This window comes from Streptomyces sp. A1136, from assembly GCF_004795055.1.
In the GTDB taxonomy this organism is placed as follows: Bacteria; Actinomycetota; Actinomycetes; order Streptomycetales; family Streptomycetaceae; genus Streptomyces.
Genome location: NZ_SSBJ01000010.1, coordinates 129,721 through 147,640, shown reverse-complemented (window position 1 = coordinate 147,640; position 17,920 = coordinate 129,721). Strand labels below are relative to the sequence as shown.

Sequence of the window (17,920 nt, the reverse complement as noted above, 5' to 3'; positions counted from 1 at the left end):
CCCGCCGGTCAGCTGTCGAAGCCCAGACCGACCCGGTCCAGCGCCTTGAGCCAGAGGTTGCGGCGCCCGCCCCGGGCGTCGGCGCGCGCCAACGACCACTTGGTGAGGGCGATGCCGGTCCAGGCGAACGGCTCGGGTGGGAACGGCATCGGCTTGGACTTCACCATCTCCAGCTCGGTCCGCTCGGTGCGCGCGCCGTCCAGCAGGTCGAGCATCACGTCCGCCCCGAAGCGGGTGGCACCGACGCCGAGCCCGGTGAAGCCCGCCGCGTACGCCACCTTGCCGGAGTGCGCGGTTCCGAAGAAGGCCGAGAACCGGGAGCAGGTGTCGATGGCGCCGCCCCAGGCGTGGCTGAACCGGATCCCCTCCAACTGCGGGAAGGCGGTGAAGAAGTGCTGCGCGAGCTTGAGGTAGGTCTCCGGGCGGTGGTCGTACTCGGAGTCCAACTTGCCGCGGTAGGGGTAGATGGCGTCGTAACCGCCCCACAGGATGCGGTTCTCCGGGGTGATGCGGAAGTAGTGGAACTGGTTGGCGCTGTCGCCGAGGCCTTGGCGGTTGCCCCAGCCGATGGCCTTCAACTGCTCGGCGGTGAGCGGCTCGGTCATCAGCGCGTAGTCGTAGACCGGGACGGTGAAGGGGCGGACGCGCTTGACCAGGGACGGGAAGATGTTGGTCCCCAGCGCGACCCGGCGGGCGAAGATCCGCCCGTACGGGGTGCGTACGGCCATGCCGGCGCCGGAGGCGGCCAGGGAGAGCCCGCGGGTGTTCTCGTAGATCCGCACCCCGAGCCCGAGGCAGGCGCGCTTGAGTCCCCAGGCGAGTTTGGCGGGGTTGAGCATGGCGACGCCGTCGGTGTCCCACAGCCCCGCGAGGAAGGTCGGGGAGTCGACCTCGGCCCGGACCTCGTCGCGGTCCAGCCAGCGCGTGCCGTCGGCGAGGCCCAGCTCGCGGGCCTCTTCGTACAGTTCGCGCAACTCCTCGACCTGGTGGGGCTCGGTCGCCACGTCGATCTCGCCGGTGCGCTCGAAGTCGCAGGCGATGTCGTAACGGGCGATGGCGGCCTCGATCTCGTCGAGGTTGCGGGCGCCGAGCTCCTCCAACTTCGCCAGCTCGTCGGGCCAGCGGGCCAGACCGTTGGAGAGGCCGTGGGTGAGGGAGGCGGCGCAGAAGCCGCCGTTGCGGCCGGAGGCGGCCCAGCCCGCCTCCTTGCCCTCGATCAGGACGACGTCCCGGGCGGGGTCACGCTCCTTGGCGATGAGCGCGGTCCACAGTCCGCTGTAGCCGCCGCCGATGACCAGCAGGTCGCAGGCCTCGTCGGAGGTCAGCGCCGGCTCGACGGCGGGCTTGCCGGGGTCGTCCAGCCAGTACGAGACCGGTAGTGCTTCGGAAAGGGATTGCGCAACGCTTCGCATGGCGACTGGGGCCATGTCTTCCAACTCCCTACAGAGTTACTTGGGCTGTGCCTTCTTGCGGCGGTTGCCGATCGTCTGACCGGCGAGGACCACCAGCACCGCGATGACGAACATCGCCGTGCCGATGACGTTGATCTGGACGGGCGTACCGCGCTGGGCCGATCCCCACACGAACATGGGGAAGGTGACGGTGTTACCCGAGTTGAAGTTGGTGATGATGAAGTCGTCGAAGGAGAGCGCGAAGGAGAGCAGCGCGCCCGCCGCGATACCGGGGGCCGCGATGGGCAGGGTGACGCGCAGGAAGGTCTGCGCCGGTCCCGCGTAGAGGTCGCGGGCGGCCTCCTCCAGCCGCGGGTCCATGGACAGGACGCGCGCCTTGACCGCGGCGACGACGAAGCTGAGGCAGAACATGACGTGGGCGATCAGGATCGTCCAGAAGCCCAGCCGGATGCCCATGTTGAGGAAGAGGGCCAGCAGCGAGGCGGCCATCACGATCTCCGGCATGGCCATCGGCAGGAAGATCAGCGAATTGACCGCGCCGCGCCCCCGGAACCGGTAGCGCACCATCGCGAAGGCGATCGCGGTGCCGAGGACGGTGGCGCCGATGGTGGCCCACAGGGCGATCTGGAGCGACAGGGACAGGGAACCGCACAGGTCGGCAACCCCGCAGGGGTCCTTCCAGGCGTCGAGCGAGAACTGCTGCCAGGCGTAGTTGAAGCGCCCGGTGGGGTTGTTGAAGGAGAACACCGTCACGACGACGTTCGGCAGGATCAGGTAGGCGAGGGTGCCCAGACCCGCGATCACGACGAGGTTTCGGCGCAGCCACGCCATGGGGGTGCGCATCAGACCAGGTCCTCCGTCCCCGCTCGGCGGATGTAGATGGTGACCATGATCAGCACGATGGCCATGAGGATGAAGGACAGCGCGGCCGCTGTCGGGTAGTCGAGGATGCGCAGGTACTGCGACTGGATGACGTTGCCGATCATCCGGGTGTCCGCCGAGCCGAGCAGCTCGGCGTTGACGTAGTCGCCGCTCGCCGGGATGAAGGTCAGCAGGGTGCCGGAGACCACGCCCGGCATCGAGAGCGGGAAGGTCACCTTGCGGAACACCGTGGCCGGCCGGGCGTAGAGGTCCCCGGCGGCCTCGTGGAGGCGGGTGTCGATGCGCTCCAGCGAGGTGTACAGCGGCAGGATCATGAAGGGGAGGAAGTTGTACGTCAGGCCGCAGACGACCGCGAGCGGCGTGGCCAGGACCCGGTCGCCCTCGGTCATGCCGAGCCAGCTGGTGACGTCCAGGAAACCGATCTTGTTGAGCACTCCGACGACCGGGCCGCCGTCGGCCAGGATCGTCTTCCAGGCCAGCGTGCGGATCAGGAAGCTGGTGAAGAAGGGGGCGATGACCAGCACCAGCAGGACGTTGCGCCACCGTCCCGCCTTGAAGGCGATCAGGTAGGCCAGCGGGTACCCGAGCAGCAGGCACAGGGCGGTGGCGGTGCCCGCGTAGACGAGAGAGCGCAGGAACTGCGGCACGTAGTCGGTGAAGGCGGCCCAGTACGTCTGGAAGTGCCAGGTGACCTTGAAGCCCTCTTCGAGGGAGCCGGTCTGCACCGAGGTGGAGGCCTGGTAGACCATCGGCAGGACGAAGAACACCAGCAGCCACAGGATGCCGGGCAACAGCAACCAGTAGGGGACCAGTCGCTTGCGCAGCGACGGCTTGTGGACCGGGGGCTCGGTGGGGGCGGGCGCCTCGGGCGGCGCGGCGACGGCCGTCACGCGGACTCCTCGACCGTCTCGATGCCGGCGTCGATGGCCTGGGCCGCGTCCAGGCCGAAGGTGTGGTCCGGGTTCCAGTGCAGGACGACCCGGGCGCCGGGGGTCAGGCGGGCGTCGCGCTCGATGTTCTGGACGTACACCTCCAGCTCCGGGCAGACCGGGCTGTCGATGACGTACTGGGTGGAGACGCCGATGAAGGAGGAGTCGGCGATCGTTCCGGTGATCTTGTTCCGCCCGGCGGCGACGGTGTCCTCGTCGTCCGCGTGGACCAGGGATATCTTCTCCGGGCGCACCCCGACCAGCAGCTTTCCGCCGGCTCGGGGTGTGGTCGAACATCGCGCGGCGGGCAGCCGGAGCTTCGTCCCCGCGCTGGAGACGACGACGTCGGCGGCGCCGGCCTCCAGGACCTCGGCCTCGATGAGGTTGGAGGTGCCGAGGAAGTTGGCCACGAAGGTGGTCTTCGGGTTCTCGTACAGCTCGGCGGGGGCGCCCAACTGCTCCACGCGCCCGCCGTTCATCACCGCGACGGTGTCGGCCATGGTCATGGCCTCCTCCTGGTCGTGGGTGACGTGGACGAAGGTGATGCCGACCTCGGTCTGGATGCGCTTGAGCTCCAGTTGCATCTGGCGGCGCAGCTTGAGGTCGAGGGCGCCGAGCGGCTCGTCGAGGAGCAGCACCTGGGGGTGGTTGATCAGGGCGCGGGCGACCGCGACGCGTTGCTGCTGGCCACCGGAGAGCTGGTGCGGCTTGCGCTGGGCGAACTGGCCGAGCTGGACCAGTTCCAGCATGTCGTCGACCTGCTTCTTCACCGACTTGATGCCGCGGCGGCGCAGCCCGAAGGCGACGTTCTCGTAGATGTTCAGGTGCGGGAAGAGCGCGTAGCTCTGGAAGACGGTGTTCACCGGGCGCTTGTACGGCGGCAGCTGGGTGACCTCGCGGTCGCCGAGGCTGACCGTGCCGGTGGAGGGCTCCTCCAGGCCGGCGATCATGCGCAGGGTCGTGGTCTTCCCGCAGCCCGAGGCGCCGAGCAGGGCGAAGAAGGAGCCCTGCGGGATGGTGAGATCGAGCGGGTGCACGGCGGTGAAGGAGCCGTAGTGCTTGCTGATCCCGGCGAGGCGGACATCGCCGCCCGCGGTCTTGTCAGTCATGGACCTGGGCCTTCGGTGGTGGTGTCGAAAGGGGCGGGGCGCGGGTGCCGGTCGGGCCCGATCAGGCGCCGATGAGCTTGGTGAACTTCTCCTCGTACGCCGTCTCTTCCTCGCTGGTGAGCGAGCGGAAGGCGTGCGCCTTGGCGGCCATTTCCTTGTCCGGGACGATCAGGACGTTGTCCGCGAGGGCGGGGTCGATCTTGGCGAGGTCGTCCTTGACGCCGTCGACGGGGCAGACGTAGCTGATGAAGGCCGCGAGCCGGGCGGCCACCGCCGGCTCGTAGTAGTAGTCGATGAGCTTCTCGGCGTTGGTCTTGTGCCGGGCGTGCGCCGGCACCAGCAGGTTGTCGCTGGAGGAGAGGTAACCGGCGGCCGGGATGGCGTACTTGATGTCCGGGTTTCCGGCCTGGAGCTGGATGACGTCGCCCGCCCAGGCGAGGCAGGCCGCGAGGTCGCCCTTGTCGAGGTCCGCCGTGTAGTCGTTGCCGGTGAAGCGGCGGATCTGCTTGGTGTCGACGCCCTTCTGGAGGCGGCCGATCGCGCCGTCGAAGTCCGCGGTGGTGAAGTTCGCCGGGTCCTTGCCCTGGTCGAGCAGGGTCATGCCGACGCTGTCGCGCATCTCGGTGAGGAAGCCGACCCGGCCCTTGAGGGTGGGGTCGTCGAGCAACTGCGTGACGGAGTCGACCTTCCTGCCCTCGGTGGCCTTGGCGTTGTAGGCGATGACCGTGTCGATGCCGGTCCAGGGGTAGCTGTGGGCGCGGCCGGGGTCCCAGTCGGGGTTGCGGAACTGGGGGATGAGGTTCGCGTAGGCGTGCGGGAGGTTGGCCGGGTCCAGTTTCTGCGCCCAGCCGAGACGGATGATGCGGGCCGCGAGCCAGTCGGTGACGACGATCAGGTCCCGGCCGGTGTCCTGGCCCGCGGCCAGTTGGGGCCGGATCTTGCCGAAGAACTCGACGTTGTCGTTGATGTCCTCCGTGTACTTGACCTGGATGCCCGTGCGCTTGGTGAACGCCTCCAGCGTGGGCCGGGACTTCTCGTCGTCGCTGGTGTCCATGTACTCGGTCCAGTTGGAGAAGTTGATCTCCTTCTCGGAGGCCGAGTGGTCGTCGGAGGCCGTCGCCGCGTCGCCTTCCCGCCTGGCGGGCGGGATGCCGCAGCCGGTCAGCCCGTACAGGCCGCCGACGGTCAGCGCCCCGAGGCCGGAGGCGCGCAACAGCGAACGCCGGGTGAGGGCGCCGCGGCCGCCGGTGAGGCTGCGGCGTATCGCGGCGAGTTGTGGCGGCGAGAGGCTGCCGGGCTCGAACTGCTCCATGCGCTGTGCCCTTTCGGGTGGGTGTGCCGCTTGGTCGGGCGGTCTCGGCTATCGGTCCCCGAAGATCGTGCGGTGCCAGTCCTTCGCGGCGACCGCGGTGTTGTCGTACATCACGTGCTTGACCTGGGTGTACTCCTCGAAGGAGTAGGCGCTCATGTCCTTTCCGAAGCCACTCGCCTTGTAGCCGCCGTGGGGCATCTCGCTGATGATCGGGATGTGGTCGTTGACCCAGACGCAGCCGGCCTTGAGCTCGCGGGTGGCGCGGCCCGCCCGGTAGACGTCCCGGCTCCAGGCGGAGGCCGCCAGGCCGTAGGGGGTGTCGTTGGCCAGCGCGATGCCCTCGTCGTCGGTGTCGAAGGGCAGGACGACGAGGACGGGACCGAAGATCTCGGACTGGACGACCTCGCTGTCCTGCGCGGCGCCGGAGATCAGGGTGGGCCGGTAGTACGCGCCGTCCGCGAGGCCGCGCTCGTCCTCCCCGGCGCCCGGGATCTCCCCGCCGGTGACGACCGTCGCGTAGGCGCGGGCGCGCTCGACGAAACCGGCGACGCGGTCGCGCTGCGCGTGCGAGACGAGCGGGCCGAGGTCGGTGTCCGGCTCGAAGGGGTCGCCGAGGCGGACGGTCTCCATCAGCTCGGCCACGCGGGCCACGAAGGCGTCGTGCAGGGGCCGCTGGACGTACGCGCGGGTGGCGGCGGTGCAGTCCTGCCCGGTGTTGATGAGGGAGGCGGCGACCGCGCCGTGCGCGGCGGCCTCCAGGTCGGCGTCGTCGAATACGAGGAAGGGAGCCTTGCCGCCGAGCTCCAGGTGCAGGCGCTTGACGGTGGCGGTCGCGATCTCGGCGACGCGCTTGCCGACGGCGGTGGAGCCGGTGAAGGAGGTCATCACCACGTCCGGGTGCCCGACGAGGTGTTCGCCCGCGTCCCGGCCGGCGCCGGTGACGATGTTGATCACACCGTCCGGCAGTCCCGCCTCCTTCGCCGCCTGGGCGAACATCAGGGAGGTCAGCGGCGTGAGCTCGGCGGGCTTGAGCACGATGGTGTTGCCCGCGGCGATCGCCGGGAGGATCTTCCAGGCCGCCATCTGGAGCGGGTAGTTCCACGGCGCGATGGAGCCGACGACCCCGATGGCCTCGCGGCGTACGTAGGACGTGTGGTCGCCGGAGTACTCGCCGGCCGCCTGCCCCTGGAGGTGGCGGGCGGCGCCCGCGAAGAAGGCGGTGTTGTCGATGGTCCCCGGCACGTCGAACTCCGTCGACAGCTTGATCGGCTTGCCGCACTGAAGGGATTCCGCGTACGCGAAGTCCTCGGCCTGCTCGGTCAGTACGGCCGCCAGCCGGTGGAGCGCGTCCGAACGCTCGCCGGGGGTGGCGGAGGACCAGGCGGGGAAGGCCCGCTTGGCGGCGGCGACGGCCTCGTCCACGTCCGCCGTGCCGGCGAGCTCGTAGGTGAGCACCTCGGCGCCGGTGGCGGGGTCCACGACGGTGTGTGACCGTCCCGAGGTGCCGGGCCGGAGCCGGCCCTCGATGTACTGCGCGCCGTCCGCGAAGCGGTCCTTGACCTGGAAGCGGTTGCCCATCACGCTCTCACGCTCTCCGTAGCTACAGTTCGGGGTGGACCCGAATTGAGTGCCGATCCTGACAGAGGTGCACCTCTCGGCCAAGTGATTCCGTTGTTGCCTTTTGATTACGCGACGGAATCGGTCGACCATGTGTCGAGGCACACCCGAAATCCCGTACGAAGTGTCAGTGGCGACTGTCAGACTCGCGTGCATGGAGAAGATCGACCACTTGATCGGCCTGGTCAGCCGTGGTGAGCGGGTGAAGTACCTGCCTTTCTGGGGGCACCGACCGCGGCCCGACGGCAGCCTCGGACCGAGCTGTCTCAGCCAGTGGTGGCCCGCGCCCTTCACTGTGGGTGAGGTCCGTTACGCCACCGCGGAGCACTGGATGATGGCCGGGAAGGCCCGCCTGTTCGCGGACCCGGAGGCGGAGCGGGCCGCGGTGGAGGCGAAGACCCCGGCGGCTGCGAAGAAGGCCGGACGGCTGGTACGCGGCTTCGACCAGACGGTGTGGGAGCGGGAGCGGTACGCGTTGGTCGTGGAGGGCAGCGTGCACAAGTTCGGCTCCGACCCGGCCCTGCGGGCGTACCTCCTGGGCACCGGTGACCGGGTGTTGGTGGAGGCGAGCCCGCTCGACCGGATCTGGGGCATCGGACTGGCCGCCGACGACGAGCGCGCGGGCGACCCCGCGCGCTGGTGCGGCCTGAACCTGCTGGGTTTCGCCCTGATGGACGCCCGTCAGCGGTTGCGGACGGCGGACGCGGCATGAGCGGGGCGATGGCCGACCGAAGCCGGGTCGCGGCGGTCATCGTCCGGGACGGCTGTCTGCTCATGGTCCGCGAGCGCGCCGCGGGCCCCACCGGGCGGCACGACGGGCCGGAGTACTGGACCCTGCCCGGCGGCGGCGTGGAACCCGGGGAGGACCCGGGCGAGGCGGTCCGGCGGGAGGTGGTCGAGCGGACCGGCCTGGTACCCCTCGCGGTGCGGTACGCCTATGAGGCGCCCTACCCGTCGGGGTGGACGTCCTGTTACCGGGTCGAGGTGGGCCCCGGGGAGCCCCGGCCGGGGGTGGACGGGGACCTGGGGTGCGACTGTCCCCGCATGGTGGGGCCGGTCTGGGTTCCACTCGCGCGGGCCCTCGCCGGGGAGGACCGGGTGATGGTGCCGACGCTGCTGATGGCGGCGTCGGTCTGACCCCGCCCGCGCGCTATCCCAGTACGGCCTGCGGCGCAGGCCCCGACAGGGGCACGCCCGACCGTGGGAGCGGCGCGCCCGGGGCCTCGGCGGCCAGGCGCGCGAGGCGATGGGCCGTCTCCGAGCCGGGCGGCGCCGTGTAGACGACCAGGAGCTGGTCGGGCTCCCCCGGCAGGGCGAGCGTCTCGTAGGGAAGTTCCAGCCTGCCCACGACGGGGTGGTCGATCAACTTCACGCCGTGGGTCTTCTCCTTCACGGTGTGGTCGGCCCACAGCAGTCGGAACTCCTCGCTGCGGTCCGCCAGCTCCCGGGTCAGCGCCGCCAGCAGTGGATCGCCCGGGTGCTGGCCCGCGTAGAGGCGCAGGTGGCCGACGGTCTCCTCGGCGATCCGCGCCCACTGGGGGTACAACTCCCGCGCGTCCGGGTCGAGGAAGACGTGACGGGCGATGTTGCGGGAGCCGGGGGGCATGTGGGAGTGGCCCGCGACGGCGTCCGCCAGGGCGTTCCAGGCGAGGACGTCCATGCGGCGGCCGAGGACGAACGCGGGCGCGGCCCCGCCGACGGCCTCCAGCAGCAGCCGGACCCCGGGCCGGACCTCCTGGACGGCCTCGGGCGTGACGGGCGGCCGGGCCAAGGCGCGCAGATGGGAGTGCTCCGTGGGGTTCAGCCGCAGCACCCGGGCGATCGCGTCGAGCACCGCGTCCGAAACGCTCGGTCCGCGGCCCTGTTCGAGGCGGATGTAGTAGTCGACGCTGACGCCCGCGAGCAGGGCGACCTCCTCCCGCCGCAGTCCCGGCACGCGGCGCCGGCCGTGCGAGGGCAGACCCGTCTCCTCGGGCCGGATGCGGGCGCGGCGCGAGCGCAGGAAGTCTCCGATGTCCCCGGTCATGCGTTCGATCTTAGCCAGGGTCGGGCGCGGGCCCGGGCGAACGGACCACGCTCGGCCGCCGGGAAGGCGGGAGGCGGGTCGGCGTGCCTGGTACTGCCGGTCCCAGGAAAAGCATGACCCTGGGCCGGTCCGGGTCACGCGGACAGGCTGGGCCCCGTGGCCGGAACTCCTCCGGCACGAGACACGAGGGAGCCGCGGCGATGACGTACGCGAACCTGGAAGGCCGTACCGCGCTGATCACCGGCGCCGCGAGCGGGATCGGCGCCGCTACGGCGGTGCTGCTCGCGCGTCACGGTGTGAAGGTGGCCCTGCTCGCCCGCAGGGCCGACCGGTTGGAGGAGCTGGCCGGCAAGATCCGGGCGGAAGGCGGCCGGGCGCTCGCCGCCCCCGCCGACCTCACCGAGCAGAGCGCCGTGGACACCGCCGTCGACCGCGTCCACAGCGGGTTCGGCGCGGTGGACCTGGTCGTCAACGCGGCCGGGGTCATGATGCCCAACCCGATCCGCGACGGCCGCACCGATCAGTGGCAGCGGATGCTCGACACGAACGTCGGCGGGGCGCTGAGGATCATCCGGGCGTTCACACCGGACCTGGTGGCCCGCGCCGCCGAGGGCGGCACCGCCGACCTGGTCAACATCTCCTCCATCGCCGCGCACCTGCACTTCCCGGACTACGCGGTCTACGGTGCGACGAAGGCAGCGCTGACCCACCTCTCCCAGTCCCTGCGCACCGAACTCGGCCCACGACGGGTGCGCGTCACGAACATCGAGCCGGGCCTGACCGACACCGAGCTGGCCCAGGGCATCGACAACCCGGCCCTCGCGTCGCAGCTGTCGGGGATGTTCGACGCGATCGGCCCCCTCGCCGCGGAGGAGGTCGCGAACCTGGTCGCCTACGCCGCCGGCCGCCCCCGCCACGTCAACCTGCGCCAGTTGGTCATCCAGCCGACCACGCAGGCCTGACGGGCGGGCGGGTCATATCCTCTCCTGCACCCGCGAGTCCGACGACGGAGCGGGCCGGTCCCGACCACCGGAGTCGGAGGAGAAGCCCGGGCCGAGCACGAGCAACAGCGTGAGGGCGGCGCCCATCACGATGCCCACCACGCCGCAGATGAGACCGGCGAGCGCCAGGCCGCCGTTGGTCGCCTCGCCCCGGCTGGCCTTGCCCCGGGCCAGCGCGCCGAGCACGACCGCCGGGATACCGAACACGATGGGCCCGAAGACGGTGAAGCAGGCCACCACCGACAGCAGTCCGAGGACGAACGCGGCCACACCGAGGCCGTTGCCGGGCTGCGGATGGCCGGGGTACCCGGGCGCGTATCCGGGATATCCGGCCCCGGGATAACCCGGGTACGAGGGCGGACCGCCGTACGGCGGCTGCGTCCCGTAAGCGGCCCCGTACCCGGGCTGGGCGGGCGGCGTCGGCGGCCCGCCGGGAGGCCCGGGATAGGCGTAGCCCGCGCCCGTCGGCGGCGTCGGGGCGCCGGGGTAGGCGTATCCGCCGGGGTCCGGCTGCGCCGGATACCCGTAGGCCGGCGGGGCCCCCGCCCCGGGGATCTCCGCCATCGTCGGGTGGTCGTGGACTCCCGGGCCGCCCGGACCGCCCCGCGTGTCCCCCGGCCGGGCCGGATCCGCCGGGGGCCGCTCGGACGGCGGCGCCCACGGATCTCTCGGCTCAGGGCCCTGGTGGTCGGTCATACGGCGCCCCCCTCTCGTACAGCCATGCTATGCGCCGGCACCGACACGGTCCGGCCTGCCTACGATGAAGCCGACCTGCCCGCACCCGCGTCCTCCCGGAGGCCTCCATGCCCGACCTGCACCCCTTCATCGCGGGGCTGCCGAAGGCCGAACTGCACGTCCACCACGTGGGCTCCGCATCGCCGCGCATCGTGGCCGAACTCGCCGCCCGCCACCCCGACTCGAAGGTCCCCACCGACCCCGAGGCCCTCGTCGACTACTTCACCTTCACCGACTTCGCCCACTTCATCGAGGTCTACCTGTCGGTCGTCGACCTGGTCCGCACCCCCGACGACGTACGCACCCTCACCTACGAGGTTGCCCGCGACATGGCCCGGCAGAACATCCGCTACGCCGAGCTGACCATCACCCCCTACTCCTCCACCCGCCGCGGCATCGACGAGGACGCCTTCATGGCGGCCATCGAGGACGCCCGCAAGGCGGCCGAGGCCGAGCTCGGCGTCATCCTGCGCTGGTGCTTCGACATCCCGGGCGAGGCCGGCTTGGAGGCCGCGGCCGAGACGGCCCGCCTCGCCGTCGACCTGCGCCCGGAGGGCCTGGTCTCCTTCGGCCTCGGCGGCCCCGAGATCGGCGTGCCGCGCCCGCAGTTCAAGCCGTACTTCGACCGCGCCCGGGCGGCCGGACTGCACAGCGTCCCGCACGCCGGCGAGACCACCGGCCCGGAGACGATCTGGGACGCCATCAACGAGCTGGGCGCCCAGCGCATCGGCCACGGCACCAGCGCGACCCGGGACCCGGAGCTGCTGGCCTACCTCGCCGAGCACCGCATCGCGCTGGAGGTCTGCCCCACCTCCAACATCGCGACGCGCGCCGTCACGGACCTCGACCTGCACCCGATCAAGGAGATGGTGCGGGCCGGCGTGCTCGTCACCATCAACAGCGACGACCCGCCGATGTTCGGCACCGACCTCAACAACGAGTACGCGGTCGCCGCCCGTCTCCTCGACCTCGACGAGCGCGGGCTCGCGTCGCTCGCGAAGAACGCGGTCGAGGCGTCCTTCCTGGACCCGGCGGGCAAGGCGAGGCTCAACGCGGAGATCGACACGTACACCGAGGCGTGGCCGGCATCCTGACGTCCCAGCAGAATGGGGCCATGCGCACCCTGACTGCCGTCGGCCACCGCGGCGATCCCTACCGAGTCCGTGAGAACACCCTCAACTCGATCCGCTCCGCCTTCGCCAGGGGGGCCGACGCGGTGGAGGTCGACGTACGGCTGACCCGCGACGGGGTCCCGGTCCTGCTCCACGACGAGACGCTCAAACGGCTGTGGGGCCATGACGTACGGCTCGCCGACGTCATGGCCGCGCAGCTTCGCGACATGACGGACGGCGGGGTGCCGCCGCTGCGCGACGCGCTGGCGGTGGCGGGCCCGGGGCGGCTGATGCTGGACCTGCCGGGTGCCACTTCGGACGCGGTCCGTGCGGTCGTCGACGAGGTCCGTGCCTGCGACGCGCGCGAGCGCACGTACTACTGCGCCGGGCCGAACTCGATGTTGGCCGTGCGCGCCGCCGATCCGGGCGCGGAGATCGCGCTGACGTGGACCACGCTCTCCCCGCCGCGTCGGGTGCTGATCGACGCGGTGAAGCCGGCGTGGCTCAACTACCCGTTCGGGCTGGTCAGCCGGGAGCTGACCGACGCCGTGCACCGGGACGGGCTCAAGGTGTCCGCCTGGACGGCGGACACGAAGCGGACGATGCGCGCGCTGGTCACGGCCGGGGTGGACTCCGTCACCACGAACCGGGTGGACGCGCTGGTGGCGGTACGGGCCGAGCTCGGGCGGTGATACGCGCCCGGGGGGAGTGGAACCGGTGGGGGGAGCGGCTCCGGCGGGCCGATCCGCGGTGGCGGGACGTCGGGCTGACGGTGCTCGTGCAGTCGGCCGTCTCCATGCCGTTCGTGGTGCCGCGGGCGCAGGACCTGCCGCCGGCCGACTGGCCCTCGTACGCGGTGACCACGCTCGGCGTGCTGCCGCTGGTCTGGCGGCGGCGGGCACCGGTGACGGTACTGGTGGCCGTCCTCCTCGTGGGCGGGGTGTACAAGCTGACCTTGGACGGGCCGGGACAGCCGTTGCCGTACGCGGGCCTGATCGCCTTCTACACGGTGGCCCTGAGCTGCACGGCCCGCGTACGGCTGGGCGTGGGGCTGTTCACGGTGGCGGCGGTCGGCGTCTCCGTGGGGTGGAACACGGGGACGGCGCGCGAGTTGCTCTTCACGCTCTTCGTGTCGGTCGCCGCGTACGCGCTCGGCCGTCTGCAGTACACGCGGCAGGCGTACACGCGGGCCGTCGAGGCGCGGGCGGCGGAGCTGGAGCGGGCGAACCGGATAGAGGCGGAGCAGGCGGCGGCGCGTGAACGCGCCCGGATCGCCCGGGAGATGCACGACATCCTCTCGCACGCCGTCAGCATCATGATCGTGCAGGCGGAGGCCGGGCCGGTGGCGGTGCGGCGGGCCCCCGAGCGGGCGGAGGCGGCGTTCGACGCGATAGCCGGGACGGGGCGGGAGGCGATGGCGCAGCTGCGTTCCATGCTGGGCGTGCTGCGCACCGAGGATTCGGCGCCCCGGAGACCGCAGCCGGGGGTGGAGGAACTGGCGGGGCTGCTGGAACGGGTGCGGGGCAGTGGCTTGGAGGTGTCCTACGAGCGCACGGGCGAGGTGCGGGCCCTGCCGGCCGCGCTGGAGGCCACCGTGCACCGTGTGGTGCAGGAGGCGCTGACCAATGTGGTGAAGCACGCTCGGGCGTCGCGGGCCGCGGTGCGGCTGGACTACGGGTCGCGCTCCTTGACGGTGTCGGTGACGGATGACGGGCGGGGGCCGGGCGCCCCGTCGGGCGGTCACGGGCTGATCGGCATCCGGGAGCGTGCCGCCGCGCACGGCGGGACGGCCGAGTGCGGTCGGGGGCCGGGCGAGCGCGGGTTCCGGGTGCGGGTGACGCTGGTGGAGGGGGTGTCCCTGATGCACGGGTGACGCTGGTGGACGGGTGATGCTGGTGGACGGGTGACCCAGGTGGACGCGGGACCGTCGCGGTCGCGGCGGTAACCTCGGCGCGGGAGGTGGGGAGTTGACGATCCGTGTGGTGGTGGCCGACGACCAGGAGCTGGTGCGCAGCGGCTTCGGGATGATCCTGGACGCGCAGGACGACATCGAGGTCGTCGCGGAGGTCGGGGACGGTACGGCCGCGGTCGCGGCGGTGCGGACGCTGCGGCCGGACGTGGCGTTGCTGGACATCCGGATGCCGGTGACGGACGGGATCGAGGCGTGCCGGGTGATCTCGGCGCAGAGCGCCTGCCGGACGGTGATGCTGACGACCTTCGACTCGGACGAGTACGTCTACGAGGCGTTGCACGCCGGGGCGAGCGGGTTCCTGTTGAAGGACGTGCGGCGCGACGACCTGGTGCACGCGGTACGGGTGGTGGCGGCGGGCGAGTCGCTCTTGGCGCCCTCGGTGGCGCGGCGATTGATCGAGGAGTACACGGCGGTGACGGCTCGTCCGGGGGCCGGGACGGCACCCGCGGCGGGGGCGAACCCGGCCGCCGGGCGGCTGGGGTCGCTGACAGCGCGGGAGCGGGAGACCCTGCTGCACCTGGGGCGGGGGCTGTCGAACGCGGAGATCGCGTCGGCGCTGACGGTGAGCGAGCACACGGTGAAGTCGCATGTGGGGAACGTGCTGGCCAAGTTGGGTCTGCGGGACCGGATCCAGGCGGTGATCTGCGCGTACGAGACGGGGTTGATCGCGGCGGGGGTGGGGTCCCCCGTGAGGGGTACTCCCTCTGGGGAGTGAGAGACGGGGTGTCCACTCCCCCGCTCCGGTGAGTTGTCGTACCGCAGAAGACCCCTCTTGTTGGTGATCCGCAACTACCCCTGCGACCCGGAGCATTGAGGTCGTCGGGGCGGAAGTCGCCCCGTTGGCACCAAGGGGGATCCCATCATGAACGCGCGTACCCGCACTCTGGTCGCGGCCACTGTGCTCCTGGGCATCGTGTCCGGGTCGGCCGTCGCCCATGCCGCACCGGGGGCGCCGGTTCCGCCCTCGGGCTCGGTCTCGCTCTCGGCGGAGGCCGCGGCGCCGGTCTTCTCCACCGCGCCGGACGCCAAGGCGCTGATGAAGGCGCTGGATGGCGTCGGCGTCGGGAACGCGGACGCGACGGCCGCCCTGGTACGGGTCGGTGGATCGAGCGGCCGCTGGCAGGGCGTCTCCGGCGTGGCGGATCTCGGCAGCGGTCGACCGGCCTTGGAGCAGGGCCGTTTCCGGGCGGGGTCGGTGACCAAGACCTTCACGGCGGCCGTGGTCCTGCAACTGGCCTCCGAAGGGAAGGTCGATCTCGACAAGCCGGTACAGCGGTACCTGCCCGGGACGTTCCCCGACCGTTTTCCGTCCGTGTCGGTGCGCGAGCTGCTGAACCACACGAGCGGGATCAAGCCGGCGGACGGCCCGGGCGACGCCTTCGAGGCGCAGTGGGACCACCGGTTCGATGTCGTCGATCCGCACGACCAGATCGCCGACGCGCTGGCGCAGGGGCCGGAGTTCGCCCCGGGGTCGGCGCAGCACTATCTGAACATCAACTACACCGTCCTGGGTGTCCTCATCGAGAAGCTGACGGGCACGGCGTACGAGGAGCAGGTCGACCGGCGGATCCTGCGTCCGCTGGGGTTGCGCCAGACCTCCTTCCCGGGTCGGACCCAGACCCGGATACCGGGCCCGTACAACCACGGCTACCAGGCGGTGCCGCGCCCCGACGGCTCGACCGAACTGCGGGACGTGTCGGTGTGGAACAGCTCCGACCGGTGGGCGGCCGGTGACATCATCTCGACCACCGCGGACCTGGAGCGGTTCACCGTGGCCCTGTTCGGCGGGCGGGTCGTACCGAAGGCGCAGTTGGAGGAGATGTTCACCGTCCCGGCGGTGAAGGACGTCGAGAGCGGCAAGGACGCGGTCCTGACGGCGGGCCTGTCCAGGATCGTGATGCCGGACGGCACGGAGGTGTGGGGCAAGACGGGGAGCCGCTTCGGCTACAGCACCGGGATGGGCGGGACGCGGGACCTCTCCCGGACGCTGGCCTACTCGGTCAACTCCACCGACGCGAAGGGGAAGGAGATGAACCCGGTGGTGCGCGGGCTCTTGACGGCCGCCCTCACGCGCCCGCGCTCGTAAGCGCTTCCAGCCGCTTGATCAGCCGACGCAGGACCAGCAGCGGGATGACGCCGAAGACGCCGAACGACATGTCGATGAGGCTCCAGCCGAAGGGGATGCCCCGGATCGGTCCGCAGATCAGGGCCAGCGGGATCACTGCGACGCACGCGATCACACCGGCCTCCACGATCCAGATGTTGCGTACCGGATCGCGGTGGACCCCGTAGAAGAAGACGGCGATCACGAGGTGGGCGAAGGCCAGCCAGTCCGTGCCGTAGAGGAGGAAGGGGTATCGCGCGTCGGCCTGGTCCAGTCCGTCGCCCACCCGCCGCAACCACTCGTGGGAGATCACCGAGTTCGCCCAGTGAAGCTCACTGACCAGCGGGAAGGCGGTGAGCCCGCTGAGCGCGAGGCAGACGATGAACAGGACCAGCCAGGCACGGATACGCCGCCGGAGGGCGCTTCTCTCGCTCATGGGGCAAGCGTACGCAGTTTCTGAACACGTTCAGTCGATTTCATGAACACGTTCAATTCTGTGGCCGTACCGTGACGGACGCCGTCAGAGCCCCACGATGGCGTTCCAGCGCTTGGCGAAGGACCGGCGCTCGGCCGACGAGATGTCCCGGGCCACGACGAGGCGCCCCCGCATCTCGTCGTCCGGGAAGATCAGCGGGTTCTGGGCGAGCTCGGCGGTCTCCTTGTCCGGGGAGGCGGCCAGCACCTCGCGGGCGGCCGGGACCGGGCAGACGTAGTTGACGGCGGCGGCGAGTTCCGCCGCCACCGCCGGGTCGTAGTAGTAGTCGACCAGTGCCTCGGCGTTCGCCTTGTGCAGGGCGAGGTTGGGAACCAGCAGGCTCTCGGCCCAGAGCTCGGCGCCCTCCTCCGGGACCACGAACTCGATGTCGGGGTTGTCGGCCTGCAACTGGACGACGTCACCGGAATAGGCCTGGCAGGCCAGCACATCGCCCTTGCTCAGGTCGGAGGTGTAGTCGTTGCCGGTGAAGCGGCGGATGTGCTTCTTCTTCACCATGCTCTCGACCTGGTCGCACATCCGGTGGAAGTCGCTCTCGGTCCAGCGGGTGACGTCCACCCCGTTGCCCTGCATCAACAGGGCGAAGGACTCGTCGAGTCCGGAGAAGAGCGTCACCTTGCCCGCCAGGTCCGGCTGCCACAGGTCCTTGACGGACTTGATCTCCCGACCGAGCGACCTGCGGTTGTAGGCGATACCGGTGATCCCCGACTGCCACGGCACGGTGTGCAGCCGGCCCTCGTCGAAGGCGGGGGAACGCAACTGCGGGTCCAGGTACTTGACCACGTTGGACTGTGCCGAGCGGTTCATCTTCTGGGCCCAGCCCAGACGGACGAAGCGGGCGGCCATCCAGTCGCTGATCACCACCAGGTCGTGACCGGTCTGCTGGTGGTTCATCAGGGCCGGACTGACCTTGCCGAAGAACTCGTCGTTGTCGTTGATCTCCTCCGTGTACCGGACCTCGATGCCGGTCTTCTCGGAGAAGGCGTCCAGCGTCGGACGACGCTGTTCGTCCTCGTCGTCGGTGTCGATGTAGAGCGGCCAGTTGGAGAAGGCGAGGCTGCGTTCACCGGCGGAGCGGTCCGGGCCCTCCCGTCGGTCCTCGGGGACGTAGGCGGCGGGCACCCCGCAACCACTGAGGGCGGCCGGCAGGCCCACGGCACCGAGGCCGCGCAGCACCGCGCGGCGGGAGAAGGGGAGTTCAGGCATGCCCAAAGCC

At 71.0% G+C, this 17,920-nt stretch carries 18 protein-coding genes; 8 read left to right on the top strand and 10 right to left on the bottom strand.

What is annotated here, in order from left to right; translation table 11 throughout:
* Window positions 1-8: 8 nt before the first annotated feature.
* The 6 genes from E6R62_RS12645 to E6R62_RS12620 all read right to left on the bottom strand — a co-directional run bounded on the left by E6R62_RS12645 (window position 9) and on the right by E6R62_RS12620 (window position 7,222).
* On the bottom strand, window positions 9-1,427 hold the full coding sequence (locus E6R62_RS12645) for an FAD-binding oxidoreductase (protein ID WP_136213459.1): 1,419 nt from the start codon (window positions 1,425-1,427) through the stop codon (window positions 9-11).
* Between the two features lie 21 nt (window positions 1,428-1,448).
* Window positions 1,449-2,243, bottom strand: coding sequence for an ABC transporter permease (locus E6R62_RS12640; RefSeq protein WP_136213519.1), 795 nt, complete (start codon window positions 2,241-2,243; stop codon window positions 1,449-1,451).
* Window positions 2,244-2,254: 11 nt separating this feature from the next.
* Window positions 2,255-3,184 carry an ABC transporter permease gene (locus E6R62_RS12635; RefSeq protein WP_136213458.1) on the bottom strand — a complete coding sequence of 310 codons (930 nt, stop codon included), beginning with the start codon at window positions 3,182-3,184 and terminating at the stop codon, window positions 2,255-2,257.
* Window positions 3,181-4,332, bottom strand: a complete 1,152-nt coding sequence (locus E6R62_RS12630; protein ID WP_136213457.1) for an ABC transporter ATP-binding protein — start codon at window positions 4,330-4,332, stop codon at window positions 3,181-3,183. The genes E6R62_RS12635 and E6R62_RS12630 overlap by 4 nt, the downstream gene beginning before the upstream one ends.
* A 61-nt stretch (window positions 4,333-4,393) precedes the next feature.
* Window positions 4,394-5,644, bottom strand: a complete 1,251-nt coding sequence (locus tag E6R62_RS12625) for a spermidine/putrescine ABC transporter substrate-binding protein (RefSeq protein WP_136213456.1) — start codon at window positions 5,642-5,644, stop codon at window positions 4,394-4,396.
* A gap of 48 nt (window positions 5,645-5,692) precedes the next feature.
* Window positions 5,693-7,222 carry a gamma-aminobutyraldehyde dehydrogenase gene (locus E6R62_RS12620; protein ID WP_136213518.1) on the bottom strand — a complete coding sequence of 510 codons (1,530 nt, stop codon included), beginning with the start codon at window positions 7,220-7,222 and terminating at the stop codon, window positions 5,693-5,695.
* 193 nt (window positions 7,223-7,415) lie between these two features.
* Here E6R62_RS12620 and E6R62_RS12615 point away from each other — a divergent pair, with 193 nt between their 5' ends.
* Together E6R62_RS12615 and E6R62_RS12610 are read left to right on the top strand one after the other, a co-directional pair.
* Window positions 7,416-7,973, top strand: coding sequence for an NADAR family protein (locus tag E6R62_RS12615; protein WP_136213455.1), 558 nt, complete (start codon window positions 7,416-7,418; stop codon window positions 7,971-7,973).
* A gap of 8 nt (window positions 7,974-7,981) precedes the next feature.
* Entirely contained in the window at window positions 7,982-8,398 is a 417-nt protein-coding gene (locus E6R62_RS12610; protein ID WP_136213454.1) for an NUDIX domain-containing protein, read from the top strand.
* Window positions 8,399-8,411: 13 nt separating this feature from the next.
* Here the strand turns inward: E6R62_RS12610 and E6R62_RS12605 are convergent, their stop codons facing one another.
* The gene (locus E6R62_RS12605) at window positions 8,412-9,287 is read right to left on the bottom strand and encodes a helix-turn-helix domain-containing protein (protein ID WP_136213453.1); all 876 of its coding nucleotides are present in this window, start codon (window positions 9,285-9,287) and stop codon (window positions 8,412-8,414) included.
* Window positions 9,288-9,487: 200 nt separating this feature from the next.
* Between E6R62_RS12605 and E6R62_RS12600 the strand changes: the two genes are divergently transcribed.
* On the top strand, window positions 9,488-10,249 hold the full coding sequence (locus E6R62_RS12600; protein WP_136213452.1) for an SDR family oxidoreductase: 762 nt from the start codon (window positions 9,488-9,490) through the stop codon (window positions 10,247-10,249).
* 12 nt (window positions 10,250-10,261) lie between these two features.
* Here the strand turns inward: E6R62_RS12600 and E6R62_RS41715 are convergent, their stop codons facing one another.
* Window positions 10,262-10,852: a DUF4190 domain-containing protein gene (locus E6R62_RS41715; protein WP_168714032.1), complete on the bottom strand. Its 591-nt coding sequence runs from the start codon at window positions 10,850-10,852 to the stop codon at window positions 10,262-10,264.
* A gap of 239 nt (window positions 10,853-11,091) precedes the next feature.
* Here E6R62_RS41715 and E6R62_RS12590 point away from each other — a divergent pair, with 239 nt between their 5' ends.
* The 5 genes from E6R62_RS12590 (at window position 11,092) to E6R62_RS12570 (ending at window position 16,193) form a co-directional block, all read left to right on the top strand.
* Complete coding sequence (locus E6R62_RS12590; protein WP_136213450.1) at window positions 11,092-12,117, top strand: adenosine deaminase; 1,026 nt, start codon at window positions 11,092-11,094, stop codon at window positions 12,115-12,117.
* Window positions 12,118-12,137: 20 nt separating this feature from the next.
* Window positions 12,138-12,827 carry a glycerophosphodiester phosphodiesterase gene (locus E6R62_RS12585; protein ID WP_136213449.1) on the top strand — a complete coding sequence of 230 codons (690 nt, stop codon included), beginning with the start codon at window positions 12,138-12,140 and terminating at the stop codon, window positions 12,825-12,827.
* Between the two features lie 104 nt (window positions 12,828-12,931).
* Window positions 12,932-14,008: a sensor histidine kinase gene (locus E6R62_RS12580; protein WP_136213517.1), complete on the top strand. Its 1,077-nt coding sequence runs from the start codon at window positions 12,932-12,934 to the stop codon at window positions 14,006-14,008.
* Between the two features lie 94 nt (window positions 14,009-14,102).
* Window positions 14,103-14,822 (top strand): response regulator transcription factor, encoded by a 720-nt coding sequence (locus E6R62_RS12575; RefSeq protein WP_136213448.1) that lies wholly within the window; start codon window positions 14,103-14,105, stop codon window positions 14,820-14,822.
* 147 nt (window positions 14,823-14,969) lie between these two features.
* Entirely contained in the window at window positions 14,970-16,193 is a 1,224-nt protein-coding gene (locus E6R62_RS12570; protein ID WP_136213447.1) for a serine hydrolase, read from the top strand.
* Here E6R62_RS12570 and E6R62_RS12565 read toward each other — a convergent pair.
* Together E6R62_RS12565 and E6R62_RS12560 are read right to left on the bottom strand one after the other, a co-directional pair.
* Window positions 16,174-16,647 (bottom strand): hypothetical protein, encoded by a 474-nt coding sequence (locus E6R62_RS12565; protein ID WP_136213446.1) that lies wholly within the window; start codon window positions 16,645-16,647, stop codon window positions 16,174-16,176. The genes E6R62_RS12570 and E6R62_RS12565 overlap by 20 nt on opposite strands.
* Window positions 16,648-16,731: 84 nt before the next feature.
* Window positions 16,732-17,910: a PotD/PotF family extracellular solute-binding protein gene (locus tag E6R62_RS12560; protein ID WP_136213445.1), complete on the bottom strand. Its 1,179-nt coding sequence runs from the start codon at window positions 17,908-17,910 to the stop codon at window positions 16,732-16,734.
* Window positions 17,911-17,920: the final 10 nt, after the last annotated feature.

Coding starts and splice junctions, on each gene's coding strand:
- E6R62_RS12645 (WP_136213459.1), bottom strand. CDS start 1,427: ATGGCCCCAGTCGCCATGCGAAGCGTTGCGCAATCCCTTTCCGAAGCA.
- E6R62_RS12640 (WP_136213519.1), bottom strand. CDS start 2,243: ATGGCGTGGCTGCGCCGAAACCTCGTCGTGATCGCGGGTCTGGGCACC.
- E6R62_RS12630 (WP_136213457.1), bottom strand. CDS start 4,332: ATGACTGACAAGACCGCGGGCGGCGATGTCCGCCTCGCCGGGATCAGC.
- E6R62_RS12625 (WP_136213456.1), bottom strand. CDS start 5,644: ATGGAGCAGTTCGAGCCCGGCAGCCTCTCGCCGCCACAACTCGCCGCG.
- E6R62_RS12620 (WP_136213518.1), bottom strand. CDS start 7,222: ATGGGCAACCGCTTCCAGGTCAAGGACCGCTTCGCGGACGGCGCGCAG.
- E6R62_RS12615 (WP_136213455.1), top strand. CDS start 7,416: ATGGAGAAGATCGACCACTTGATCGGCCTGGTCAGCCGTGGTGAGCGG.
- E6R62_RS12610 (WP_136213454.1), top strand. CDS start 7,982: ATGGCCGACCGAAGCCGGGTCGCGGCGGTCATCGTCCGGGACGGCTGT.
- E6R62_RS12605 (WP_136213453.1), bottom strand. CDS start 9,287: ATGACCGGGGACATCGGAGACTTCCTGCGCTCGCGCCGCGCCCGCATC.
- E6R62_RS12600 (WP_136213452.1), top strand. CDS start 9,488: ATGACGTACGCGAACCTGGAAGGCCGTACCGCGCTGATCACCGGCGCC.
- E6R62_RS41715 (WP_168714032.1), bottom strand. CDS start 10,852: ATGGCGGAGATCCCCGGGGCGGGGGCCCCGCCGGCCTACGGGTATCCG.
- E6R62_RS12590 (WP_136213450.1), top strand. CDS start 11,092: ATGCCCGACCTGCACCCCTTCATCGCGGGGCTGCCGAAGGCCGAACTG.
- E6R62_RS12585 (WP_136213449.1), top strand. CDS start 12,138: ATGCGCACCCTGACTGCCGTCGGCCACCGCGGCGATCCCTACCGAGTC.
- E6R62_RS12580 (WP_136213517.1), top strand. CDS start 12,932: ATGCCGTTCGTGGTGCCGCGGGCGCAGGACCTGCCGCCGGCCGACTGG.
- E6R62_RS12570 (WP_136213447.1), top strand. CDS start 14,970: ATGAACGCGCGTACCCGCACTCTGGTCGCGGCCACTGTGCTCCTGGGC.
- E6R62_RS12565 (WP_136213446.1), bottom strand. CDS start 16,647: ATGAGCGAGAGAAGCGCCCTCCGGCGGCGTATCCGTGCCTGGCTGGTC.
- E6R62_RS12560 (WP_136213445.1), bottom strand. CDS start 17,910: ATGCCTGAACTCCCCTTCTCCCGCCGCGCGGTGCTGCGCGGCCTCGGT.